This is a genomic window from Polymorphospora sp. NPDC050346 (assembly GCF_040655695.1).
Classification (GTDB): Bacteria; Actinomycetota; Actinomycetes; order Mycobacteriales; family Micromonosporaceae; genus Polymorphospora; species Polymorphospora lycopeni.
This window is the reverse complement of sequence record NZ_JBFAKM010000005.1, coordinates 236993-259219: the sequence shown is the minus strand read 5'-3', so window position 1 is coordinate 259219 and position 22227 is coordinate 236993. Positions and strand designations below refer to the sequence as shown.

General features: G+C 71.3%; 20 protein-coding genes and 2 tRNA genes. 8 read left to right on the top strand and 14 right to left on the bottom strand.

The genetic code is table 11. From position 1 onward, the window contains the following. Positions 1-23 precede the first annotated feature (23 nt). The 5 genes from AB0I42_RS07930 to AB0I42_RS07910 form a co-directional block, all read right to left on the bottom strand. Complete coding sequence (locus AB0I42_RS07930) at positions 24-2930, bottom strand: hypothetical protein (protein ID WP_357535203.1); 2907 nt, start codon at positions 2928-2930, stop codon at positions 24-26. Positions 2931-2932: 2 nt separating this feature from the next. Next, the gene (locus AB0I42_RS07925; protein WP_357535201.1) at positions 2933-4720 is read right to left on the bottom strand and encodes an HSP90 family protein; all 1788 of its coding nucleotides are present in this window, start codon (positions 4718-4720) and stop codon (positions 2933-2935) included. A 70-nt stretch (positions 4721-4790) separates the two neighbouring features. Continuing rightward, entirely contained in the window at positions 4791-5459 is a 669-nt protein-coding gene (locus AB0I42_RS07920; RefSeq protein ID WP_357535199.1) for a VanZ family protein, read from the bottom strand. Positions 5460-5481: 22 nt separating this feature from the next. Then, entirely contained in the window at positions 5482-6384 is a 903-nt protein-coding gene (locus AB0I42_RS07915; RefSeq protein ID WP_357535197.1) for a sulfurtransferase, read from the bottom strand. A gap of 77 nt (positions 6385-6461) precedes the next feature. After that, entirely contained in the window at positions 6462-7229 is a 768-nt protein-coding gene (locus AB0I42_RS07910; RefSeq protein ID WP_357535196.1) for an SGNH/GDSL hydrolase family protein, read from the bottom strand. Between the two features lie 102 nt (positions 7230-7331). Here AB0I42_RS07910 and AB0I42_RS07905 point away from each other — a divergent pair, with 102 nt between their 5' ends. Next, positions 7332-9071: a proline--tRNA ligase gene (locus AB0I42_RS07905; RefSeq protein WP_357535194.1), complete on the top strand. Its 1740-nt coding sequence runs from the start codon at positions 7332-7334 to the stop codon at positions 9069-9071. 65 nt (positions 9072-9136) lie between these two features. Here AB0I42_RS07905 and rfbC read toward each other — a convergent pair whose 3' ends face one another. After that, positions 9137-9742, bottom strand: coding sequence for a dTDP-4-dehydrorhamnose 3,5-epimerase (gene rfbC, locus AB0I42_RS07900; protein WP_357535192.1), 606 nt, complete (start codon positions 9740-9742; stop codon positions 9137-9139). A 119-nt stretch (positions 9743-9861) separates the two neighbouring features. Between rfbC and AB0I42_RS07895 the strand changes: the two genes are divergently transcribed. The 3 genes from AB0I42_RS07895 to AB0I42_RS07885 all read left to right on the top strand — a co-directional run bounded on the left by AB0I42_RS07895 (position 9862) and on the right by AB0I42_RS07885 (position 11535). Beyond that, positions 9862-10287 (top strand): CBS domain-containing protein, encoded by a 426-nt coding sequence (locus AB0I42_RS07895; protein ID WP_357535190.1) that lies wholly within the window; start codon positions 9862-9864, stop codon positions 10285-10287. A gap of 93 nt (positions 10288-10380) precedes the next feature. Continuing rightward, positions 10381-10806: a SufE family protein gene (locus AB0I42_RS07890; protein WP_357535188.1), complete on the top strand. Its 426-nt coding sequence runs from the start codon at positions 10381-10383 to the stop codon at positions 10804-10806. Positions 10807-10827: 21 nt separating this feature from the next. Then, positions 10828-11535: a DsbA family oxidoreductase gene (locus tag AB0I42_RS07885; RefSeq protein ID WP_357535187.1), complete on the top strand. Its 708-nt coding sequence runs from the start codon at positions 10828-10830 to the stop codon at positions 11533-11535. A 151-nt stretch (positions 11536-11686) separates the two neighbouring features. On the opposite strand, the gene AB0I42_RS07880 is transcribed toward AB0I42_RS07885, so the two are convergent. Then, positions 11687-12238: a YbaK/EbsC family protein gene (locus AB0I42_RS07880; protein ID WP_357535266.1), complete on the bottom strand. Its 552-nt coding sequence runs from the start codon at positions 12236-12238 to the stop codon at positions 11687-11689. A gap of 88 nt (positions 12239-12326) precedes the next feature. Here AB0I42_RS07880 and AB0I42_RS07875 point away from each other — a divergent pair, with 88 nt between their 5' ends. The 3 genes from AB0I42_RS07875 to AB0I42_RS07865 are packed head-to-tail and all read left to right on the top strand — an operon-like array spanning position 12327 to position 14201. Then, positions 12327-13133 (top strand): alpha/beta hydrolase, encoded by an 807-nt coding sequence (locus AB0I42_RS07875; protein WP_357535186.1) that lies wholly within the window; start codon positions 12327-12329, stop codon positions 13131-13133. Continuing rightward, complete coding sequence (locus AB0I42_RS07870; protein WP_357535184.1) at positions 13126-13689, top strand: WHG domain-containing protein; 564 nt, start codon at positions 13126-13128, stop codon at positions 13687-13689. Before AB0I42_RS07875 ends, AB0I42_RS07870 begins: the two co-directional genes overlap by 8 nt. Positions 13690-13727: 38 nt before the next feature. Continuing rightward, positions 13728-14201 carry a hypothetical protein gene (locus AB0I42_RS07865; RefSeq protein WP_357535182.1) on the top strand — a complete coding sequence of 158 codons (474 nt, stop codon included), beginning with the start codon at positions 13728-13730 and terminating at the stop codon, positions 14199-14201. A gap of 65 nt (positions 14202-14266) precedes the next feature. Here AB0I42_RS07865 and AB0I42_RS07860 read toward each other — a convergent pair whose 3' ends face one another. After that, positions 14267-16183 (bottom strand): hypothetical protein, encoded by a 1917-nt coding sequence (locus tag AB0I42_RS07860; protein WP_357535180.1) that lies wholly within the window; start codon positions 16181-16183, stop codon positions 14267-14269. 212 nt (positions 16184-16395) lie between these two features. On the opposite strand from AB0I42_RS07860, the gene AB0I42_RS07855 reads away from it, so the two are divergent. Beyond that, the gene (locus tag AB0I42_RS07855; protein WP_357535178.1) at positions 16396-17586 is read left to right on the top strand and encodes a winged helix DNA-binding domain-containing protein; all 1191 of its coding nucleotides are present in this window, start codon (positions 16396-16398) and stop codon (positions 17584-17586) included. 11 nt (positions 17587-17597) lie between these two features. Here the strand turns inward: AB0I42_RS07855 and AB0I42_RS07850 are convergent, their stop codons facing one another. The 6 genes from AB0I42_RS07850 to gyrA form a co-directional block, all read right to left on the bottom strand. Next, positions 17598-18020, bottom strand: a complete 423-nt coding sequence (locus tag AB0I42_RS07850) for a hypothetical protein (protein WP_357535177.1) — start codon at positions 18018-18020, stop codon at positions 17598-17600. A 126-nt stretch (positions 18021-18146) separates the two neighbouring features. Next, positions 18147-18222, bottom strand: a tRNA-Ala gene (locus AB0I42_RS07845). A gap of 36 nt (positions 18223-18258) precedes the next feature. Beyond that, positions 18259-18387 carry a DLW-39 family protein gene (locus tag AB0I42_RS07840; RefSeq protein ID WP_212824929.1) on the bottom strand — a complete coding sequence of 43 codons (129 nt, stop codon included), beginning with the start codon at positions 18385-18387 and terminating at the stop codon, positions 18259-18261. 39 nt (positions 18388-18426) lie between these two features. After that, positions 18427-18500: transfer RNA gene (locus AB0I42_RS07835), tRNA-Ile, on the bottom strand. Between the two features lie 194 nt (positions 18501-18694). After that, positions 18695-19579, bottom strand: a complete 885-nt coding sequence (locus AB0I42_RS07830) for a DUF3566 domain-containing protein (protein WP_357535175.1) — start codon at positions 19577-19579, stop codon at positions 18695-18697. Positions 19580-19582: 3 nt separating this feature from the next. Further along, complete coding sequence (gene gyrA / locus AB0I42_RS07825; protein ID WP_357535173.1) at positions 19583-22105, bottom strand: DNA gyrase subunit A; 2523 nt, start codon at positions 22103-22105, stop codon at positions 19583-19585. Positions 22106-22227: the final 122 nt, after the last annotated feature.

Here is a 22227-nt window from a genome sequence, read left to right as displayed (position 1 = left end):
CGTCGCTCGTCACACCCGAAACCTCAGTCGTCGGCCGTCAGGCCGTGCTCGGCGCGCAGCGCGTCGGCCTCCGCCGGACGGTCCAACTGGTCGAGGGCCCGGGCGAGCAGCCACGCCGTACGGCGGGCCGGATCCGAGCCGGTCGGCAGCCCGCCGAGCACCCGCCGCAACACCGGCTCGGCCTGCGCCGGGCGGCCGGAGTCGAGCAGCAGTTCGCCGCCGAACACCTCGACCTGGGCCGCCTCCCCGAACGCCTCGATCGAACGCAGCTTGTCGGGTACGCCGGCCAGCCGGTCGAGCGCCTCGTCAAGCTGGCCGGACTGGGCCAACACCCGGGCGGCGGTGTCGGCGAGCATCGACAGCTCCCACACCACTGCCGGCTCCACCGGCTCCCCCGCCGTAAGGCCGGCCGCCACCCGCTCGGCGCGACCGACGGCCGCCAGCGCGCCCGGGACGTCCGGCGACCAGAGCAGGGCCGCCGCCTCCCGGCGCCGGGCCCGCAGCTCGTGCTGGGGCAACCCGGCCAGCCGGTACGCCTCGGCGGCGGCGGCGAACCGCTGCGCGGCCAGGCCGTCCCGGTCGGTGTCGTAGAGGATGTCGCCGGCCTCCTCCAGCATCTGCCCCCGGCCCGGCAGGTTGTCCGGCCCGTCGAGGTTCTCGGCGAGCTGGTCAAGCAGGGCCAGGGCCGGCTCCGGTTCGTCGAGCCCCCGGTAGATGCCGGCCAGCAGGTAGCGGCTCTGGTCGGCGTCGGCCTGCCGCCCCGCCCGGTCCAGTCCGGCCACCGCCTCTTCCGCGACCTCGGCCGCCTCACCGAGCCGGCCGGCCAACCGGTAGGCGTTGGCCAGGTCGAACCGCAGGTAGTCGATGCCGTCGGCGTCCTGCTCGACGCAGAGCGCCACCGCTTCGACCAACTCGTCGACCGCCTCGGCCGGCCGGCCGATGGCGAGCAGGGCCTGCCCCCGGGTGACCCGCAGCGGCAGCAGCGCCTCGGCCGGCGCCACCGGCAGCGCCTCGTCGCAGATCGCGACCCGTTCGGCCGGGTCGTCGACCGTCTGCGCGTACCAGATCGCGGCGGGGACGAGGTATTCGGAGATGCCCAGCTCGCGACTGACCCGGTAGGCGTGCTCCGCCGCCGGGCCGTACTCCTCCTGCCGGCCGAGCTGCCCGAGCAGCTGCGTACGGTGCAGGGCGGCCTGGACGGACAGGTACGGATCGTCGGCGGCGGCCAGGTCGACCCGGTCGATCAGTGCCAGCGCCTCCTCCCCCGCCTGCGTCCTCGACAGCAGCGCGGCCAACCGGAGGCTGGCCGCCGCCCGCTGCCGGGCGTTTCCGTGCCGGTCGAGGTGTTCGACCGCGCCCCGGCTCAGCACCATGCCCTCGTCGGCGGAACCCGACTCGTGCAGTAGCGGGCCGAGGCGTCCGGCGACGACCTCGGCGAGCACGGTGTCGCCGAGCTCCCGGTAGCGGGCCATCGCCTCCCGGTTCGCGGCGATCGAACCGGCGCGATCGCCGGCACCGAACAGTTGCGCGGCCCGCATCTCCGACCGGCGGGCCAGGGCCCGCGCCGGCAGGTCGGTGCCGGCGAACCGCTCGTCGAAGGCGGCCAGCACCTCGGCCATTCCGGCCGGGCGGTGCGTACGCCACAACTCTTCGGCCAGGTCGAGCAGTTCGTCGACGGTGGCCTCGGCGGGCACCGGCACCGGGCCGTCGTACGGCGCGCGGGCCGGCGCCACGTCGCCGGTGCCGGTGTCGCTGGCGGCCGGAGCCGGGCCGGTGCCCGGCGCCGATACCCGGCGGCGCAGGCTGGCCGACAGCGGTAGGTAGTCGACGACCGGCTCGGCGGTGAGCCAGCGCACCACCTGCTCGGACTGTTCGGTGGTGCCGTTGCGGGCGTCGAACCGGGCACCCAGTTCCTTCGCGGTGGCGGCGAGTTCGGCGGCGAGCACACCGACCGGGACGTCCGCCGCCGCCCGGTCGCCGTACGCCCGGCGGTGCACGGTCAGCTCACCGGCGGCGCCGCCCGCCGGCCCGGCCGTCGCGAGGCGGCCCAACAGCAGGGCACCGGCCGCCGCGAACCGCATGGCGGCCGCCGGTGACGGGGCCCGGTCGAGCCATTCCAGGTGCCGCTCGACGATCTCCAGCCCACGGGTGTCGTTGCCGGTAAGGGCACAGAACTCGACGTGCTCGCCGATCTCGCCGAGGTCGGCGAGATGCCGCCGGTGTCGCCGGTAGGCCAGCCGGTGCGCGTCGCGGGCCTGCTCGGTCCGGCCGGTACGCAGGTAGGGCAGCATCAGTGCGGTCAGGATCGCCTGCGGCTGCTCGGAACAGGTCAGCCGGCCGGCCAGCACCGGCTCGGCCAGCGCCACCGCCTCCTCGTCGCGCCCCAACTGCGCCAGGTAACTCACCTGCGAGGTGGGGTCGCAGCCGGCGCAGTCGGAGAGCTGGTCGCGTGGCGCGGTCACCCACTGGCGGTACCACTCCTCGGCCTCGTCGGCCGCGCCGATGTGCCGGGCCACCCGGTGCCGGTACTTGTGCACCGCCTGGACGCTGTGCCCGCCGGCACGGTAGCGCCGCTCCATGTCGTCGAGGACCCCGTAGGTCCTGACCAGCGGCACCGCCGGGAAATTGACCAACGCGTTGGCCATGTACTTGAAGTACCAGAACAGGGTGTGGGCGTGCCGCTCGTGGTAGGGCCGCGGTTCCCGGTCGAACTCGGTCAGACACCAGGAGAAGGTCACGAAGGACTTGGCCGGCTCACCGCCGTAGACGTAGGCGTTGGTGGCGAGCATCCGGGCCGCGAACGCCAGGTGCGGGTCGTCGGCGGCGTCGGCCCGCTGGACCAGTTGCTCGACCGCGGCGATCTGTCCGGCGCCCCACGGCATGCCGGTGATCTGGTCGAGCATCCGCCAGAGATCGTCGGTGGAGGACACCATCACTCCTGTCCGGAGACGGCCCGGCCGAGCAGGCCGAGAAAGGAACTGTTGAGCAGTGCGGCGTCGGCCGGCCGGATCGGGTGGTGCCCGAGCAGCAGCGCCTGGCCGTAGAGCGCCTCCACGGCCAGCCCGACCAGGGCCGGATCGCCGAGCGTGGTGACCCGACGGACCAGCGGGTTGCGGTGGTTGAGCACCAGTTGCGGGCGCTCCGGCGGGCCGCTCGCCGCGAACGCGTCGAGCACCCCGGCCCACAACTCGTCGGCCTTCTCCCGGGTCGCCTCGAGCTGGTCCTGGAAGGCGGCGCTGCGGCTGACCAGGTAGAGCGCCGGCAGCGAAGCCGGGTCGTACGCCCGGACCACCACCTCGCAGCCGAGCCGGTCCAGCGACCGCTGGGCAGCGGTGACGAACGGCCGCAGCGCCAACTCGGCCGCCGGGTCCAGGGTGTCGAACCGGGTGGTCAGATCGCTGGGTTCGAGCCGTTCGATCAGCACGTCGCGGTCGAGCGCCGGCAGCCGCTCGACGAGTTCGGCGTCGTACGTGTATCCGGCGTTGACCACCGGCAGGTCCTGCGCCGCCGCGACGGCCGCGAGCTGGCGGAACTCGTCGACGCTGGCGGCGTAGCGAACCAGGCCGTGCCGTTGCCGGAACTCGGCCAGGGTGAGCTGGCCGGTGTTGGTCTCCATCGGCCACCACTCGTCGACGAGCCGGAGCATCTCGTCGTCGTGCAGCGCGAGCGCCTTGACGCCGAGGTGGTGCACCCGCAGGAACTCGGCCAGCCGGTTCGGGTCGCTGCTGGCAAGCCGGACCAGCCAGCCGCGCAGCTGGTCGCCGAGCGCCTCCCGGGTGGCTTCGAGCAGGCTGTCCTCGTAAAGCGCCTCGCGGCTGGCCGTGGGCCGCAGCTCGCTGGCGTCGACGACGCACTGCGCGAAGAACGCCCAGTCCGGCAGCAGCCCGTCGGCGGCCTCGGTCAGCAGCATCCGCTTCAGGTAGACCCGGTGCCCGGCCCGCGCCGCCGGGTTGACCGGGACCGGAAGCACGAACGCGGCACCGGTCAGCCCGGCCTCGGGCACCGACAGCGGCACCACGTCGAACGGAACGAAGCCGAGCGTCTCCTGGGCGTACCCGATCAGGGCCTGCCGGCGGGCGGCGGACGACCCGGTAACCGCCCACGGCGGCGGGCCGGCGGTCGTCGGCACGTCACCGACGCGTACGTCGACCGGCAGCAGCGAGCCGAACAGCCGGGCCAGCTCGGTGACGGTCGGCACACTGAACCACCGGTCGGTGTCCCGCCGGGGCACCAGGGTCACGGTCGTGCCCGGCTCGGCCCGGCCGGCGTCCGGCGCGGCCAACTCGACCGCGTAGCGGCCGTCGGCGTATCCGGTCCACAACACCGTGCGGTCGTCGCCGCGCCTGGTCGTCACCCGGATCTCGTCGGCGACCAGGAAGCAGGAGAGCAGGCCGATGCCGAACTGGCCAAGGAACTCGTGCCGGGCGAAGCCCAGTTCGTCGCGTTTGGAGCTGCGGCCGATGGTGGCCAGCAGCTCGTGCACCTGCGCCTCGGTGAGCCCGATGCCGCTGTCGTGCACCCGCAGCGTGCCGTCTCCGGTCAGCGCGGGCGGCTCGAACCGCACCACGGCGGGCGCGTCGGGCTCGACCGCGCGGCGCGCGGTGATCGCGTCGACGGCGTTCTGCAGCAGTTCCCGGACGAACACCCGCGGGCTGCCGTAGAGATGATGACTGAGCAGGTCGACCACGCCTCGGAGGTCGACCTGGAAGGTGCGGTCCACGCCTGCTGCTCCCCGGTCCGGTGCCGGCGCCCACCGTACCGGGAGGGGCCGACAACCCGCGTCCCCCTTTTCAGCCGCCGCCGTCGGCCCGCCGGTCCGGTCGCCCGGACCGACCGGGAAGGGCCGGATGGCCCGGCCGTTCCGGTTCGCCCCGGCGGACCGGAACCGGCGGCGGGACAGGGTCGCCGGAACCCCACCAGTGCCGGGCGACCAGCGCGGCCAGCATGGCACCCGCGCCGTTGACCAGCACGTCGTCCACCGCCGACACCCGGCCCAGGTCGAGCGCGTACTGAAGCGTCTCGACCAGGACCGAGCCGGCCGCGCCGACCGCGAGCAGCCGCAGCGCGCCGGACGCCGTACGGCGCAGCGGGCCGGCCGGACGGGACAGTGCGGCGAACCGGATCGGGGCGAAGAAGCCGAGTGCGGCGAAGACGAGCAGGTTGCCGCCGATCTGCACCACCGCGACCGCCGGGCTGCCGGCCAGCAGGTCGACGAGCCCGCGCAGCGGCACGAGGTCGAGCGTCCTGGGCGCCGGCCGCGGCGTGAGGATCATCCAGATCCAGGGCAGCGTGCCGGCCACCATGCCGACCTCCGCGACGCTGCGCCACGCGGCCACGCGGGCCGGCAGCCCGGACCGCCGCCGGAGCCGGGTCAGCAGTACGGCGAACAGCCCGGCCAGCGGCAGCGCGACCGCCGAGGCCACCAGCACCGGTCCCCAGTCCCGCCACACCTGCGCCATCCGCGCAGGCTAGCGGCGCCGGTCAGCCCATCAGCCCGCCGGGCTTGTCGCCGCGTACGACGGGAGCGCGGACCAGGTTGCCCCACTCGGTCCACGAGCCGTCGTAGTTGCGTACCTGCGGATAGCCGAGCAGGTGGCGGAGCACGAACCAGGTGTGGCTGGACCGCTCCCCGATCCGGCAGTACGCGATCACGTCGTCGGCCGACGACAGTCCCAACTGGTCGGCGTAGATCGCCCGCAGTTCGTCGGCCGACCTGAACGTGCCGTCCTCGTTGGCCGCCGACTTCCACGGCTTGTTGACCGCGCCGGGGATGTGGCCGCCGCGCAGCGCGCCCTCCTGCGGGTAGTCCGGCATGTGCAGAAGTTCGCCGGTGTACTCCCCCGGCGACCGCACGTCGACCAGTGGCCGGCCGGCGGCGACGTGCCCGAGCACCTGGTCACGGAAGGCGCGCAGGCTGGCGTCGTCACGGTCCGGCGCCGGGTAGCTGGCCGGCTTCGGGGTGGTGCGCTCGCGGGTCAGTTCCCGCCCTTCGGCGATCCACTTCTGCCGGCCGCCGTCGAGCAGCCGAAGGTCGCGGTGGCCGAAGAGGCTGAAGACCCAGAGCGCGTACGCCGCCCACCAGTTGAAGTTGTCGCCGTAGAAGACGATCGTGTCGTCGCGGCCGATGCCCTTGGCCTCGCACAGCGCGGCGAACTGCTCCGGGTGGAGGTAGTCGCGGCTGTCCTGGTCGTTGAGTTCGAGGTGCCAGTCGACCTTGACCGCGCCGGGGATGTGGCCGCTCTCGTAGAGCAGCACGTCCTCGTCGGACTCGACGACCACGAGGCCGTCGGTGCCGAGGTGCTCGGCCAGCCACTCGGTGGTGACCAGGCGTCCGGGGTCGGCGTACGACTGCAGGCTGGGTGAGGGATCGTTCGGAACCGGCATCCCGTAAAGGTACGCCGGCCGGCGGCCCGGCACCGGGTTACCGGCCCGACCGGTGCACCCGCCCGCCGGCTCCGGTGTCAGTCGGTGAACGGGGCCAGCAGGGGCCGCTTGGCGGTGACGGTGTCGCCGGACGAGCGGCCGGTCAGCCGCCGCCTGATCCATGGTGCGAGATGCTGCCCGGCCCAGCGTAGGTCGGCGCGGCGGGCGGCGAGCCACGGCGTGGGTGCCGGGGCGGGCGGGACCAACAGCCAGTCCTCGTCGGCGTCGACGCCGAGCGCGGTCAGCACGTGGGCGGCCACCCGCCGGTGCCCGATCTCCGACAGGTGCAGCCGGTCGACGCTCCACATCAGCGGGTTGCGGAACTCGTCGTCGGCGTAGAGGTCGACGAGCATCGCACCGTGCCGCTGCGCGGTCTCGCCGACGGCCCGGTTGACCAGTTGCACCCGGGGTCCCATGAGCCGCTGGCCGGGCAGGTGCGCCGTCAGGTCGGCGAACCGGAACAGCAGTACGTCGGCACCGGTGGCACGGAGTTCACCGATCACCGCGTCGAAGCGGGATGCCAGCGTGACCGGGTCGAAGGACCGGCGCAGTACGTCGTTGCCGCCGGCGGCGAAGCTGATCAGGTCGGGTTTCATGTCGAGGACGACCGGCACCTGCTCGGCCACCACGGCGGGAAAGAGCCGGCCCCGGATCGCGAGGTTGGCGTACCCGAAGTCCGGACCGGCCTCGACGGCGAGCCGGGTGGCGACCAGATCCGCCCAGCCCCGGAAGGTCCCGTCCGGGTACGGGTCGTCCATGCCCTCGGTGAAGCTGTCCCCGACCGCCACGTAACTGCGCCAGCGCACCGCGCCTCCCTACCGTCGTGCCTCGACCAGTTTCTACACCCGATTCACGGCACATCGGTTAATCGGGTGCCGCATCGGTGACCGTTTCCATACGCTGCGCGGATGTTGCTGCGGATGTCCACCCTGTTCCTGCGCACGCTGCGCGAGGACCCGGCCGACGCCGAGGTGGCGAGCCACCGGCTGCTGGTCCGGGCCGGCTACGTCCGGCGGGCCGCGCCGGGCGGCTACACGTGGCTGCCGCTTGGCCGGCTGGTGCTCGACCGGGTGACCCGGGTCGTACGCGAGGAGATGACGGCGATCGGCGGCCAGGAGGTGCACTTCCCGGCACTGCTGCCGCGCGGGCCGTACGAGACCAGTGGCCGGTGGACCGAGTACGGCGACGACATCTTCACGTTGCGGGACCGGCGGGGCGCGGAGTTCCTGCTCGCGCCGACCCACGAGGAGATGGCGACGCTGCTGGTCCGGGACATGTTCGGCTCGCACCGGGACTATCCGGTGACGCTCTTCCAGGTGCAGACGAAGTTCCGCAACGAGGCCCGCCCACGCGCCGGACTGCTGCGCACCCGCGAGTTCCTGATGAAGGACGCGTACTCGTTCGACCTGTCCGACGACGGCCTGCGGGCGGCGTACGACCGGCACCGGGCGGCGTACGAGCGGATCTTCACCCGGCTCGGGCTGGACTTCGCGGTGGTGGCGGCGACCTCGGGGGCGATGGGCGGTTCGGCGTCGGAGGAGTTTCTGGCCACTACCGCGGCCGGCGAGGACACCTACGTCGGCTGCCCGGCGTGCGGTTACGCGGCGAACACCGAGGCGGTGGTCACGGCGGCACCGGCGCCCGGCGATCCGGCCCACCACCCGGCGATGACCGTCCACGACACGCCGGACACCCCGACGATCGCCGCGCTGGTCGCGATGGCCAACGAGCGGCGGCTCGGCGGGCGGACCGGCTGGACCGCCGCGGCGACGCTGAAGAACGTGGTGCTGGCCGTACGCCGCCCCGGAGCCGACACCGACGAGCTGCTGGTCGTCGGGATACCCGGGGACCGCGAGGTGGACCTGAAACGGCTCGCCGCCGCGCTCGAACCGGCGACCGTGACGATGTTCGACGGCTGGGCCGACCATCCGGAGCTGGTCCGCGGCTACATCGGCCCGCAGGTCCTGTCCGACCTTGGCATCCGTTATCTGGTCGACCCCCGGGTGGTGGCCGGCACCGGGTGGCTGACCGGCGCCAACCAGCCGGGCCGGCACGCGGTCGACGTGGTCTGCGGACGCGACTTCGTGCCGGACGGCACGATCGAGGCGGCCGAGGTCCGCGCCGGCGACCCCTGCCCACGTTGCGGCACCGGTGCGCTGGCCATCCGGCGGGGCATCGAGATCGGCCACATCTTCCAGCTCGGCCGGCGCTACACGAACGCCTTCGAGGTCGACGCGCTCGGCGCGGACGGCAAGCCGGTACGGCCCACGATGGGCTGCTACGGGATCGGCATCTCCCGTACGGTGGCCGCGATCGCCGAGCAGCACCACGACGAGCGGGGGCTGATCTGGCCGGCGGCGGTCGCGCCGGCGGACGTACACGTGGTGGCCGCCGGCCGGGGCGACCAGGTCGCGGCGGCGGTCCACCTGGCCGGCCAGCTCGCCGACGCGGGCCTACGGGTGCTGGTCGACGACCGGCCGCAGGTGTCGCCGGGCGTGAAGTTCACCGACGCCGAGCTGATCGGTGTGCCGCGTGCCGTCGTCGTCGGCCGCCGGCTCGCCGAAGGGTACGTGGAGCTGCGGGTCCGCGCCGACGGGGAGCGGGTGGACGTGCCGCTCGCCGAGGTGGTGTCCCGGCTGGCCGGCTGACGCGGACGGGTCCGCCGACCGGCCCGGGCGGGCGGGTCGGTCGGGCTCCGCCGTGGACGGCCGGGTCAGGCTTCGCCGCGCAGTGCCCGGTAGTGAGCGAGGCAGTCGGCGTAGTCGGGGAGGAGCCCGGCCGTGCGCAGCTCGGCGAGCCGTGGGCCGGCGGCGTCGCGCTCGGACAGGATCGGCGGTTCGATCGCGGGCCAGGGCAGGGCCAGGTCCTCGTCGAAGACGTTGACGATCCGCTCCCGGGCCGGGTTGTATCCGGTGCTGCACAGGTAGCTGAGCACGGTGTCGTCCTCAAGGGCGACGAAGCCGTGCCCGAGCCCTTCGGCGAGGTAGAGCGCCCGCCCCTCGGCCGCGTCCAGCTGGACGAACTCGTGCGCGCCGAAGGTGGGCGACCCGACCCGCAGGTCGACGATGACGTCGAGCAGCGAACCGCTCGGGCAGTAGACGTATTTGCCCTGGCCGGGTGGCACGTCGGCCCAGTGGATGCCGCGGATCACGCCCCGCCGGGAAATGCTGTGGTTGGTCTGGGCCACGGTCAGCTCGAAGCCGAGCGCGGCCGAGAACACGGCGGCGTCGTACCAGACGTGGAAGCTGCCCCGTTCGTCGGCGAACTGCCGGGGGACGAACTCCCACGCGCCGGCGATCGACAGTTCGGTGGCCTTCACCCGTTCACCCCATTCGCGTCCTACGCACAACCCGGCAGCACGATACCGCCTCCGGGGACGTGTAACCGCGCACCCACCGGGTACGGGTAGCCATCGTCCATCTCACCGCGGAGGCTCTCATGACCAGGCACACGGTCGGTGCGGTAATGACCAAGGAGGTCCTGTACCTGCCGGCGGAAACCACACTGGACGAAGCGGCCCGGGCGATGCGTGACGCCGACATCGGCGACATCGTCGTGACGGAGGGACCGACCCTGGCGGGGATGGTCACCGACCGGGACATCGTGGTCCGGGCGGTGGCCGAGAAGCTCGACCCGGCCAGCACCACCATCGGGGCCGTGGCGACCCGCGAGGTCGTCATGATCGAGCAGAACTCGACGGTCGCGGAGGCGGCGGCACTGATGCGGGAGCGGGCCGTACGCCGGGTGCTCGTCTGCGACCTCGACCGGCAACTGGTCGGCATCGTCTCGCTCGGCGACCTGGCGGTCCGCTTCGATCCCGACTCGGCCCTGAGCGGGATAAGCGGCACCGCGCCGTCACCCTGACGTACGACTCCGACGCCCGGACCGCCTCACCGGCCGGTCCGGGCGTCCCGCATGCTTGGGTACGGCCGGGACACCGGGTAGGGAGGACACGAGATGCCGATGCCGCCCAAGCTCGCCGAGATCGTCGACGAGTTCGCCGCCGCGCCCCGCGAGGTGGTGCTGGAGATGTTGCTGGAGTTCTCCGACGCGGTCGCGCCGCTGCCGGAGTCGCTGGCCGGCCACGAGGGCATGGAGCAGGTGCCGGAGTGCCAGACGCAGTTCTTCCTGCGGGCTGCGGTCAACCCGGACCGCAGCGTCGACGTGTGGTTCGACTGCCCACCGGAGGCGCCGACGACCCGTGCCTTCGCCGGCATCCTCACCGAGGGGCTGGCCGGTGCCACGGCCGACGAGATCCTCGCCGTACCCGACGACCTCTACCAGCGGATGGGGCTCGCCCAGGCGATCAGCCCGCTGCGGGTACGCGGTGGCACCGCCGTACTCGCCCGGCTGAAGCGGCAGGTCCGGGAACAGATCTCCTGACCTGCCGCGTTACCACCGTTCGTGGAGATTGACATCTACTCGGACGTGGTCTGCCCGTGGTGCTACATCGGCAAGCGCAAGCTGGAGCAGGCCCTCGAGTCGTACGACGGTGACGTGACGATCCGCTACCGTCCGTTCCAGCTCGACCCCCGACCGGTCGAGCAGCCGCAACCGCTGCTGACCGCGCTGGCCGGAAAGTTCGGCGGCCCGGACCGGGTGAGCGAGATAGTCACCCGGGTCACCGGCGCGGCCGCCGGTGCGGGCCTGCACCTCGACTTCGACAGCGCACTGAGCGCCAACACCTTCGACGCCCACCGGCTGGTCTGGTTCGCCGACCAGCGCGGTCGGGCGGCCGAGATGGTCGAGGCGCTCTACCGGGCGCACTTCACGCAGGGCGTGGACATCGGATCGCCGGCCGCGCTGGCCACGGTCGCCGCCGGGGCCGGCCTCGACGAGGCCGAGGTCCGCGCCTTCCTCGACTCCCCCGCCGGCACCGCCGAGGTCCAGACGGACCTGGCCGAGGCCCGCGAGATCGGCGTGAGCAGCGTGCCGACGTTCGTCTTCGCCGGCAAGTACGCGGTCACCGGCGCCCAGGACCCGGACACCCTGCGCGGCGTGCTCGAAGAGGTACGCCGGCGGGAAGCCGCCGAGGCCGCACTGCGCCCGGTCGGCGGTACGCCGACCGGCGACCGGGCCGACGGCTGCGCCGACGACAGTTGCGCGGTCTGACGCATCCGCGCTGGTTTCACGTGGAACCACATCGACCGAGCTGAGTCGGCCCGGAATGTCGAGCATTCCGGGCCGGCCCGTGCTGTCGCCAGCCGGTGCCGTCGTCGGGCAGCCGGTTCGTCGACAGCCGGTGCCAGCGCCGGTCGGCCCGTCAGGCGGCGGGTTTGGCCAGATCGGCGATGATCTGGGCGTTGGGCAGCACGCCCACCGCCGGACCGGGCAGTGCGATCTTGCTGTGCCGTACCCCCGAACCGATGATCACGTGCGGTACGGCGACCACCCGGGAGTCGACCAGGATCGGCCAGTCCGCCGGCAGCCCGATCGGGGTGATCCCGCCGTACTCCATGCCGGTCGACCGCACCGCCTCGTCCATCGGGGCGAAGCTGGCCTTACGCGCGTCGAGCAGCCGGCGCACGGCGCCGTTGACGTCCGCGCGGGTGGTGGCCAGGATGACGCACGCCGCATAGCGGGTCTCGCCACCCCGCTTGCCGGCCACGATCACGCAGTTGGCCGACTCCTCGAGCCCCACCTCGTACGCGGCACAGAACGCGGCGGTGTCGGCCAGGGTCGCGTCGATCGGCGCGACCAGTACGTCGTCGACGTCGATCGGCGCCTCGGCCGGCCATGCCTCCAGGGCAGCCATGACGGGCGGTGCGAGCAGGTCGGGTCGGCTGCGGGCGGGCTCGGTCTTCAGGGTTCCCATCACGTTGCGATCCTCGCACCGCCGCTCCGGGCCCGCGCGGTCACGGGTCTCCTTGACAACAAAAGCTAATGCCATTAGCTTTTACGTCATGCCTGTTAGCTACCTGGATCGCGGCGAGGGCCGCATCGCGTACGAGGTGACCGGCACCGGCCCGCTGGTGGTGTGCCTGCCCGGCATGGGTGACCTGCGCTCGGTCTACCGATTCACCGTCCCCGCCCTGGTCGACGCCGGCTACCGGGTCGCCACCGTCGACCTGCGCGGCCACGGCGACAGCGACGACGGATTCAGCCGCCACGACGACGTCGCGCTCGGCACCGACCTGCTCGCCCTGATCGAGGAACTCGGCGGACCAGCCGTCGTGCTCGGCAACTCGATGGGCGCCGGCGCCGCCGTCTGGGCCGCCGCCGAAGCCCCCGACCGGATCACCGGGCTGGTGCTGCTCGGCCCCTTCGTCCGCGACCCCGACCTCGGTCCGGCGATGAACCTCGCCTTCCGGCTGCTGCTCGCCAAACCCTGGGGCCCCGCCGCCTGGCACTGGTACTACCAGAAGTTCTATCCGGGCCGCCCGCCCGCCGACCTGACCGAGCACCGGGCCCGCATCCGCGAGAGCCTGCGCCGGGGCGACCACTGGCGCTCGTTCGTCAAGACCACCCGCACCAGTCACCGGCCGGCCGAGCAGCGCCTCGACTCGGTCCATGCCCCTACCCTCGTCGTCATGGGTACGAAAGATCCCGACTTCCCCGACCCGGTCGCCGAGGCCCGCTTCGTCGCCGAACGCCTCTCCGGCGAACTACTGCTGGTGCCCGACGCCGGCCACTACCCGATGGCCGAATACCCGGAACTGGTCAACCCGGAACTGGTGCGGTTCCTCGGCACGGTGCACGCCGATGCCTAGGGCCGGGCTCACCCCCGCCATCGTGGTCGAGCAGGCCGCCCAGCTCGCCGACGAGATCGGACTCGACCGGCTCACCCTGGCCGGCGTCGCCCAACGGGTCGGCGTCGCCCTGCCCAGCCTCTACAAGCACGTACGCGGCGCCGACGCGCTCCACCAGCAGCTCGCCGTACGCGCGCTCGAAGAGCTGACCACCGAGGCGACAACCGCCGTCGCGGGCCGGGCCGGTCGGCAGGCACTGCACGCCCTCGCCGCCGCCTTCCGCACGTACGCCCAACGCCGGCCGGGCCGCTACGCGGCCACCGTACGCGCCCCCGACCCGACCGACCCGGCGCACATCGCCGCCGCCGAAGGTGCCGTGAACATCATCTACGCCGTGCTCGACGGTTACGGCCTCAGCGGCGAGCGGGCCGTCGACGCGGCACGCTGCCTACGCAGCGCCCTGCACGGGTTCATCGCCCTGCACGCCGCCGGCGGGTTCGGCCTGCCGCAAAACGTCGACCGCTCGTACGAGCGCATGATCGACGCTCTCGACCGCGCCCTCACCACCTGGCCGTAGGCTCCCGCCCCGGCGGCCGTCTGCGATGCTGGTCGGCGATGACCAGCAGTTGGCGACACCTGCCCCCAGCCGCCCGTGAGATCGCCAGGGCGAGCACCGAAGCCGTGGCCGCGGCCCGGGCCCGCGACGTCGAGGCGTACGGGTCGGTGGTGATCGACCTCGGCGCGGCCGACCGGTCCGGTGCCGTCCTCGGGGCGGTGGTCCGGCTCCTGCTCGAACAGACCCATCCGGACGGGCTCGACGGCGACGACGTGCGGCAGGTGCTCGAACGGTGCGTCCGGTCCGCCGCGACCTGGCAGACCGGGGTGGATCCGCACGTGGTGCTGGTCCTGCTGGCCGGCGCGCTCGGCGTCTACGACCCCGACGACGACACCACTCCGCCCGACGCGCAGGCCGTCGCCCGGCACGCACCGCTCCTCGTCGCCGACCTGCTGGCGGTGGACGGCCGGCCGCTCGACGGCTACCTGACCGCCGCCTTCGCCGAGATCGAGCGGACCGAACTCCACGACTGACCACCGACAGGAAAGCGGGGAGGGATGGCCGCTGCCGCCCCTCCCCGCCGTCACTACCGACCCGGTCAGGTGGCGGCTGCCACCGAGAACGAGTACCAGTTGTAATCGTCGCCGACCGTTCCGTTGGCCCGTACGGCGTAGACGATCAACTCGGTGGGGCCGCTCACGGTCGGCGTCCAGGTGATCGTCGCCCGACCGTCGGCGCCGGCGGCGACCTCGGTGTACACGGCCTCCGGGTCGAACCCGAAGACATAGCGGTACGCGACCGTGTCGGTCCAGCCCGGTGGCGGGGAGAAGGTGAAGGTGCCCTGCACCCCGACACCGCCCGTCGGCGGCCCTTCGGAGAGATAGATGTCCGACCGGACCCCGGGCCAGGGGTCGAAGTACGTGAACCACATCGCTTCCTGCGATACGAAGCCGTTGCTGCTGTGGCTGCGCACCTTCACCCGATGCCCGTAGGTGTTGGTGGCGACGAAGCTGAACTCGGCCGTGCCGTCCGCCGTGGCCTGCCTCGTCTCGGGCTGCCCGTTGTCCAGGATGACCTCGTAATGCTGGATGCCGGTGATGCCGTCCTCCGGGAGAAACTTCAGCCGTATCTCCTGGCCCCATTCCGGCTTCCCGCTCTTGACCAGCACCTCCGGCATGGACGGGGGCACCTGAACCTGGTATTCCGTCGTCGGGGAGACGTTGCCGGCCAGGTCGACCGCGCGCACGGTCAGCCGCTGCAGGCTGGCGCCGTTGGGGCTGAGGGTGATCGTCGCCGATCCGCCGGGGACGTCGGCCCGCACCCGGTTCGGATAGCTGAACGGGTCTTGGCAGACCAGTTGCCCGACGTCACCGCTCGAGCTGCAACCGGGGACGCCGAGCTCGTTCCAGGAATACTCGAAGCCGGCGACGTCCCGGTCACCGTTGCCGGAGAACGTGAACACGGCCGGCACGCCGGCCGGCGCCCAGACCCCACCACCGGCCGGCGGGTAGTTCGCCGAGGTCACCGTCGGCGTCGAGGGACGGGTCGCGTCGTACGTGAAGAAGCACTTCTTCGACCACGCCGACATCTCCGCGCCGTCGCCGACCCGGGCCTGCCAGCCGTACGTCACCCCGTCGACCAGGGTGCCTTCGGGCAGGGTGACGCCGTTCACCCGCCCCGACCGGCCACCGTCCCGGGTGAAGGCGGTACGCGCTGCGGCGTCGCCTCTCGGCCAGATGGCGTACTCCGTGGTCAGGCCCAACTCGTCGGCCGGGTCGGTGTCGGTACCCACCGCCTGGAGCCGGTGGGCGAACCCGCCGAGCCTGGGGTACGGCCGCAGTTGGGTGCAGGCGAACCCGCCGTTGTAGAGGTGGGTGTTGTCGATCTTCGGTGGCGAGTTGTACTGCACCGTCAGGTTGACGCCACGGAACCAGTTGATGTGGCGACCGTAGCTGGGATCGCTCTCGTACTGCTCCGGTACCCGGATTTCGAAGGTGGCCCGGCGCTGCTTTTTCGCGGCGGCGTCCCGCAGCGCGGCACCGACGTCGAACGTGAGATAGGCCGGGCAGTACTGCGGCCCCTGCCCCTCGGCGACCTTGGTCAACGGCTGTGGTGCCCGCCGCCAGGTGGGCGTCGAGTCCACCGGCCTCGTGTGCCAGATCTCGATTGCCCGCTTGCCGCAGTCGGCGGCGCTGTGCTCCTGGATGAACATCGTGCCGCCGTAGATCTTCTTTCCCTCGAACGAGGAGAGATCGAAGGTGGCGTACACCCGCGACGTGTGACTGTCGCCGGTGTCGTCCTGCCAGGTGCCGAGCGGCAGGTTGACCCTTTCATCCGCGTCGTACGCCTTGCGCGGGGTGGCCGAGTCCGTCCAGCCGAGCTGCACGATCGGCGGCGTTTCGTTGTGGGGCGACGCGAGTGCGACGCCCCCGGTGGTGACGACGGCGAGACCTGTGGCGCCAAGCGCCAGCGCGAGTCCGCCGATGAGGCCACGACGTGGCCAGGATCCTGTCACGTAGGTTGCCCTCCCGTATCCTGCCCGGACCCCCGTCCGGACAGTCACCGGCATCTAACTATCAGTTGCGATCATCGGCAACAGCCTTTCGGGCACCACGACGCGCGACGATTCGATCATTCCGGGTGGCGGGCGACACCGACGGTCCTGCGGATACGTCCCATGGCGTGCAGGAAGGGACGGCGGCATACCGGTCGCGATAGCGTAGGCCGATGGCCGAGCGGGTTTCGAAAGGCGACGTCATCGCCTTTCGCCTCAACGCCCACCACCTCACCGAACGGCTGGACGGCCCCAGGCTGCTCGACGCGGCCGGCCGGTGCGGTATCCAGAACAGCCCACCCGGGTCGGCGCTGCTGGCGCTGCACGCCAGGGTGCGCGACCTCACCGGGGCACAGGTGTCGGAAGCGGTCGCCGACGAGAAGAGCCTGCTGCAGACCTGGAGCATGCGCGGCTCACCGTTCTACTTCCCGACCGTGGACGCACCGGTCTTCACCACCGGCGTGCTACCGCCGACCGAGAAGGCGATGCGGCATTTCGTTCCCGGCGTGGAACAGACGCTGACCAAGCTCGACATGAGCCTGACCGAGGCGGTCGGGCTGTCCGGCGCCGAGATCGGCGACGTGCTGTCCGGGCGCCAACTCCCCATCAACGAGCTCGGTGCGGAAGTCGCCGGGCGGATCGCCGGCAAGCTGCCGGACGAACAACGCCGCAGGTGGGAAGAAGAGGGTCCCTACGCCCCGGGCCAGCCACTCGGTGAGGGTGTCGTGCATTTCTGCATCCGCATTCTGACGTTGCAGGGGGTCGTCTGCTTCGCGCCACGGGCCGGAAACAAGGCACCGTTCGTCCTGGTCGACGAGTGGCTCGGCCATCCGATCCCGGACATCGACCCGGAGGCCGCCCGCGCCGAACTGCTTCGCCGCTACCTGCGCTGCTACGGACCGTCGACCCGCGGAGACTTCGCCGCGTGGGTGGGGATCCAGGCCGGTGACACCGAGCCCTGGTGGAGCCTGGTCGAGGACGAGCTGACGCAGGTCGAGTTCGGCGGCAAGTCGTGGGTTCTCACCGAGGACGTCGACACGTTGCGGTCGGCACCGACGCCGAAGGGCGCACGTCTGCTCCCGCCGCGCGACCCGTACACCCAGCTGCGCGACCGCGAAACGATCGTCGACAAGAAGTACCGCGGTGAGGTGTGGAAGACGGTCGGCGAACCAGGCACGATACTCGCCGATGGCAGGATCACCGGTATTTGGCGGCCACGGAAAAGCGGCCGGAAGCTGACCATCACCATCAAGACGTTCGGTTCGTTACCGGCCCGGACCAAGAAGTCGCTCCAGGACGAGGCCGAGCAGGTCGCACCGTTGCGAGACGCGTCGTCCGTGGACGTCGCGTTCGACGCCTACTGAGACGCCCCAGGTCAGACCCGGTCATCGTGGCTGAGGTGGCCAGGCGCCTTCATGCCCTGCGCATCGGTGCGAGTCGCCGCGGTTGGAAGCCGTTCCAGCCGTGCGCCGTCGGGCGCCGACAGCCGCACCACACTGAAACCGCCGCGCCGCAGCCCCAACCACAGCCCGAAGAGAGCACATCCGATCGAGGCCGGCAGGAAGAACAGCGTGGCACCGTCGCCGATCAGTCTCCCGACCTGCGGCAGTAGGCCGGTCAACCCGGACAACAGGAACAGCGCACCGTTAACCGGTCTCAGACCGAGTACTTCAACTTTCCGGCTGATCATGATGATCGTGAGCCCCGCCCCGGCCATGGGTCCGCAGACAAGGATCGCCACCAACAGTGCAAGCGTCTCCACGCTCACATCATCACAATCGATCCGTGCGGCCACCATCCATCTCATGGTCATCAACGCATGGCTGCAACCAACTCTTGCAATAGCCCTGCGCGTTGAACGAGATCGCCGACACCGACTACGAAGAACATCGAGTGGATGGGGTGCCCTGAGCTGGGCGGGCTGTGGTGGAGCCGAGGGGACTCGAACCCCTAACCCCTGCCTTGCAAAGGCAGTGCTCTGCCAGTTGAGCTACGGCCCCGCAGCGGCGGCGGGAGCCGCCGGATCGGGTCGAACCTCAGCGAAGATCAGGCGCGGTGGTGGCCTCGTGCCACAGGGCGCGCTCGTCGTTGGCGTCCTTGACCTTCTTCGCGACGAAGGCCGCGACGCCGATGACGCCGACTACGATCAGGATCTTCTTCAACATGGGGAGACCCCTTGACTGCTGTCGGACCGGATTGTGGAGTGGGGCTAGATGGAATCGAACCATCGACCTCAGAGTTATCAGCTCTGCGCTCTAACCGACTGAGCTATAGCCCCCCGTGCGACGAGCAAGGTTACCGCACCACCGGCGCTTCTTTCCAATCGGGGGGTGGGTGTCACGCCGGGGGTCGAACCGGGCCGCCTGCCGTCCGTTCCGGATGGCCGCCGACCTGCCGTAACCGTAGGCGGATGCGCAACGCCGGGGCAACCGCGTTTCGCGGCGCCCCGGCGTCCGGGTCTTTTCCCGAGCCTCAGTCGCGCTCGGCGAGGGTGAGTTCGACGCCACCGACCAGGTCGGCGCAGACGTTGTAGACGAAGGCGCCCAGGGTGGCCAGAGCGGTGAAGAGCACCACGTTGACCAGGCCGATCAGGGCGGAGGTGCCGATGACGCCCTTGGCGGTGATCTGGAAGCCGCCGCCGCCGTCCTGGCCACCGCCGGCGCTGATCAGCTCACCGAGGCTGGTGTTGACCGTCTCGAAGACGCCCATCGCGTCGAGCGCCAGGTAGAGCACCGACGTCGCCACGATCACCACGATGAACAGCACCAGCGAGACGGCGAACGAGAACTTCATCACCGACCACGGGTCGATCCGCTTGACGTTCAGCCGGGCCCGCCGGGGGCCGCGCGACGCGGCGGAGCTGACCGTGTTGCGGGCGGCGCGTACGGCTTCGGTCACCCGGGCCGCGCCGACCGCTCCCGGGCCACCGGCACCGTTGCCCCCGGCCGTGGGCTGGCCTGTCGAACCGGGCGCGGCGCCGACGCCGGAGGTGCGGATCGTGGTGCCGCCGGCAGCCAGGCGACCCTGCCCGGCGGCGCCCGGACGGGTGGCGGTTCCGGCCTGGTTGCCCCGGGCCCCGTCGCCACCCGCGTCTCCGGGAGCCTTTGTCATCACGACGTGGCCCTGGCCGGCGCCGTCGTTGGGCGGCGCCGTGCCGTTGCCCTGGTCCGCGGGCTGGTCGGGCGGCGGCGCCATCCCGGGAGCCCGCGTGAACTTGGGTGACGGTGTATCGCCGGGGACTGTCGCCCGACCAACGGCCGCGCGACCGGTCGCTGGTGCGCCGCTCTTCGCGGCTTCCTCATCGACCGGGGTCGTCGGGGCCCCCGCAGTCCCCGACTTCGCCTGTGTCTCCGTCATCAACTAGTCCTGTTCGTCAGGCTCGTCGGCGTTGCGAGCGATGGCCACGATGGTTACGCCTTCTGGCAGGTCCATCAGCTTGACCCCCATTGTGTTCCGATCCCGCGTTCGCCGTACAGGCTTCACCGGAGTCCGGATGACCCCGCCGTTGCTCGTGATCGCGAACAACTCGTCATCCGGACTGATCACAACCGCTCCGACCAGCCCGCCCCGGCGTTCGGTGATCTTCGCGGTCAGCACACCCTTGCCACCCCGTCCCTGGACGGGATATTCCTCGATCGGCGTCCGCTTGGCGTACCCGCCGTTCGTGGCCACCAAAACATCCATTCCCTCGCGAACGACCTCCATCGCGAGGAGTACGTCGTCATCGGTGAACCGCATACCGATCACCCCGGAGGTCGCCCGGCCCATCGGCCGCAGCGCCTCGTCGGTGGCGTTGAACCGGATCGCCTGGGCCTGCTTCGACACCAACAGCAGGTCGTCCTCGGCGGCGACCAGGGCGGCGCCGACGAGTTCGTCCTCGTCACGCAGGTTGATGCCGATGATGCCGCCGCTGCGGTTGGAGTCGAACTCCTCCAGTCGGGTCTTCTTGACCAGGCCGTTCTTGGTGGCGAGCACCAGGTAGGGCGCGACCTGGTAGTTCGGGATCTCGATGATCTGCGCGATCTGCTCGTCGGGCTGGAACGCGAGCAGGTTGGCCACGTGCTGGCCCTTGGCGGTACGGCTGGCCTCGGGCAGTTCGTACGCCTTGGCGCGGTAGACCCGCCCCTTGTTGGTGAAGAAGAGGATCCAGTCGTGGGTCGAGCAGACGAAGAAGTGGCTGACGATGTCGTCCTGCCGCAGCGTGGCGCCGCTCACACCCTTGCCGCCGCGCCGCTGCGAGCGGTAGAGGTCGACCTTGGTGCGCTTGGCGTAGCCGGTCCGGGTGATGGTGACGACGACGTCCTCGCGGGCGATCAGGTCTTCCATCGAGACCTCGCCGTCGAACGGCAGGATCTTGGTACGCCGCTCGTCGCCCCACTTGGCGACGATCTCGCCGAGTTCCTCCGAGACGATCTTCCGCTGCCGTTCGGGCTTGGCCAGGATGTCCTTGAGGTCGAGGATCTCGAGTTCGAGCTTGGCCAGGTCGTCGAGGATCTTCTGGCGTTCCAGCGCGGCCAGCCGGCGAAGCTGCATGTCGAGGATCGCCGTGGCCTGGATCTCGTCGATGTCGAGAAGCTGGATGAGGCCCTGCCGGGCGTCCTCCACCGTCGGCGACCGCCGGATCAGGGCGATCACCTCGTCGAGCGCGTCGAGCGCCTTGACCAGGCCGCGCAGGATGTGGGCCCGCTCCTCGGCCTTGCGCAGCCGGTAGGCGGTCCGGCGCCGGATCACGTCGATCTGGTGGTCGACGTAGTGGCGGATGAACTGGGCCAGGTTGAGGGTGCGCGGCACGCCGTCGACCAGCGCCAGCATGTTGGCGCCGAACGTCTCCTGGAGCTGGGTGTGCTTGTAGAGGTTGTTGAGCACCACCTTGGCGACCGCGTCGCGCTTGAGCACCAGCACCAGGCGCATGCCGGTACGGCCGGAGGACTCCTCGCGGATGTCGGCGATGCCGGCGAGCTTGCCCTCCTTGATCAGCTCGGCGATCCGTTCGGCGAGGTTGTCCGGGTTGACCTGGTAGGGCAGCTCGGTGACGACGAGGCTGGTCCGGCCCCGCTTGTCCTCCTCGACCTCCACGACGGCGCGCATCCTGATCGAACCGCGCCCGGTGCGGTAGGCGTCCTGGATCGCCTGGGTGCCGACGATCAGGCCGTACGTCGGGAAGTCGGGGCCCTTGACGATCTCGATGAGCGCGTCGAGGGTGGTCGGCTCGTCGGCCTCCGGGTGCTCCAGGCACCACTGGACGGCGGCGGCGATCTCCCGGAGGTTGTGCGGCGGGATCTTGGTCGCCATGCCGACCGCGATGCCCTCGGAGCCGTTGATCAGCAGGTTGGGGATCCGGGCCGGCAGGATGGTCGGCTCTTTGGCCCGGCCGTCGTAGTTGTCCTGGAAGTCGACGGTGTCCTCGTCGATGTCGCGGAGCAGCTCCATCGCGAGCGGGGACAGCTTCGACTCGGTGTAACGCATGGCCGCGGCCGGGTCGTTGCCGGGCGAGCCGAAGTTGCCGTTGCCGTCGATCAGCGGGTAGCGCAACGACCAGGGCTGGGCCATCCGCACCAGGGCGTCGTAGATCGACGCGTCACCGTGCGGGTGGTAGTTACCCATGACGTCACCGACGACGCGCGCGCACTTCACGTATCCGCGGTCCGGCCGGAAGCCGGAGTCGAACATGGCGTAGAGGATCTTGCGGTGGACGGGCTTGAGGCCGTCGCGCACGTCCGGCAGGGCCCGGCCCACGATGACGCTCATCGCGTAGTCGAGGTACGAGCGCTGCATCTCGATCTCGAGGCCGACCGGTTCGATGCGGTCGTGGACGATCGCACCACCGGCGGCGGCCGGAGCGCCCTCCGGCTCGCTCTCGAAGGACTCGGGATTATCCGTCACAGTCAACCCTTATCAGACTTAAAGCCGCATATCGCTGTGGATAACGGCTGTGGAAACCGTCGAAGCTGTGGATAACTCGGTGACTCAACGCGGTGGTCAATGTTCTGGCCACCGCTGAGTCA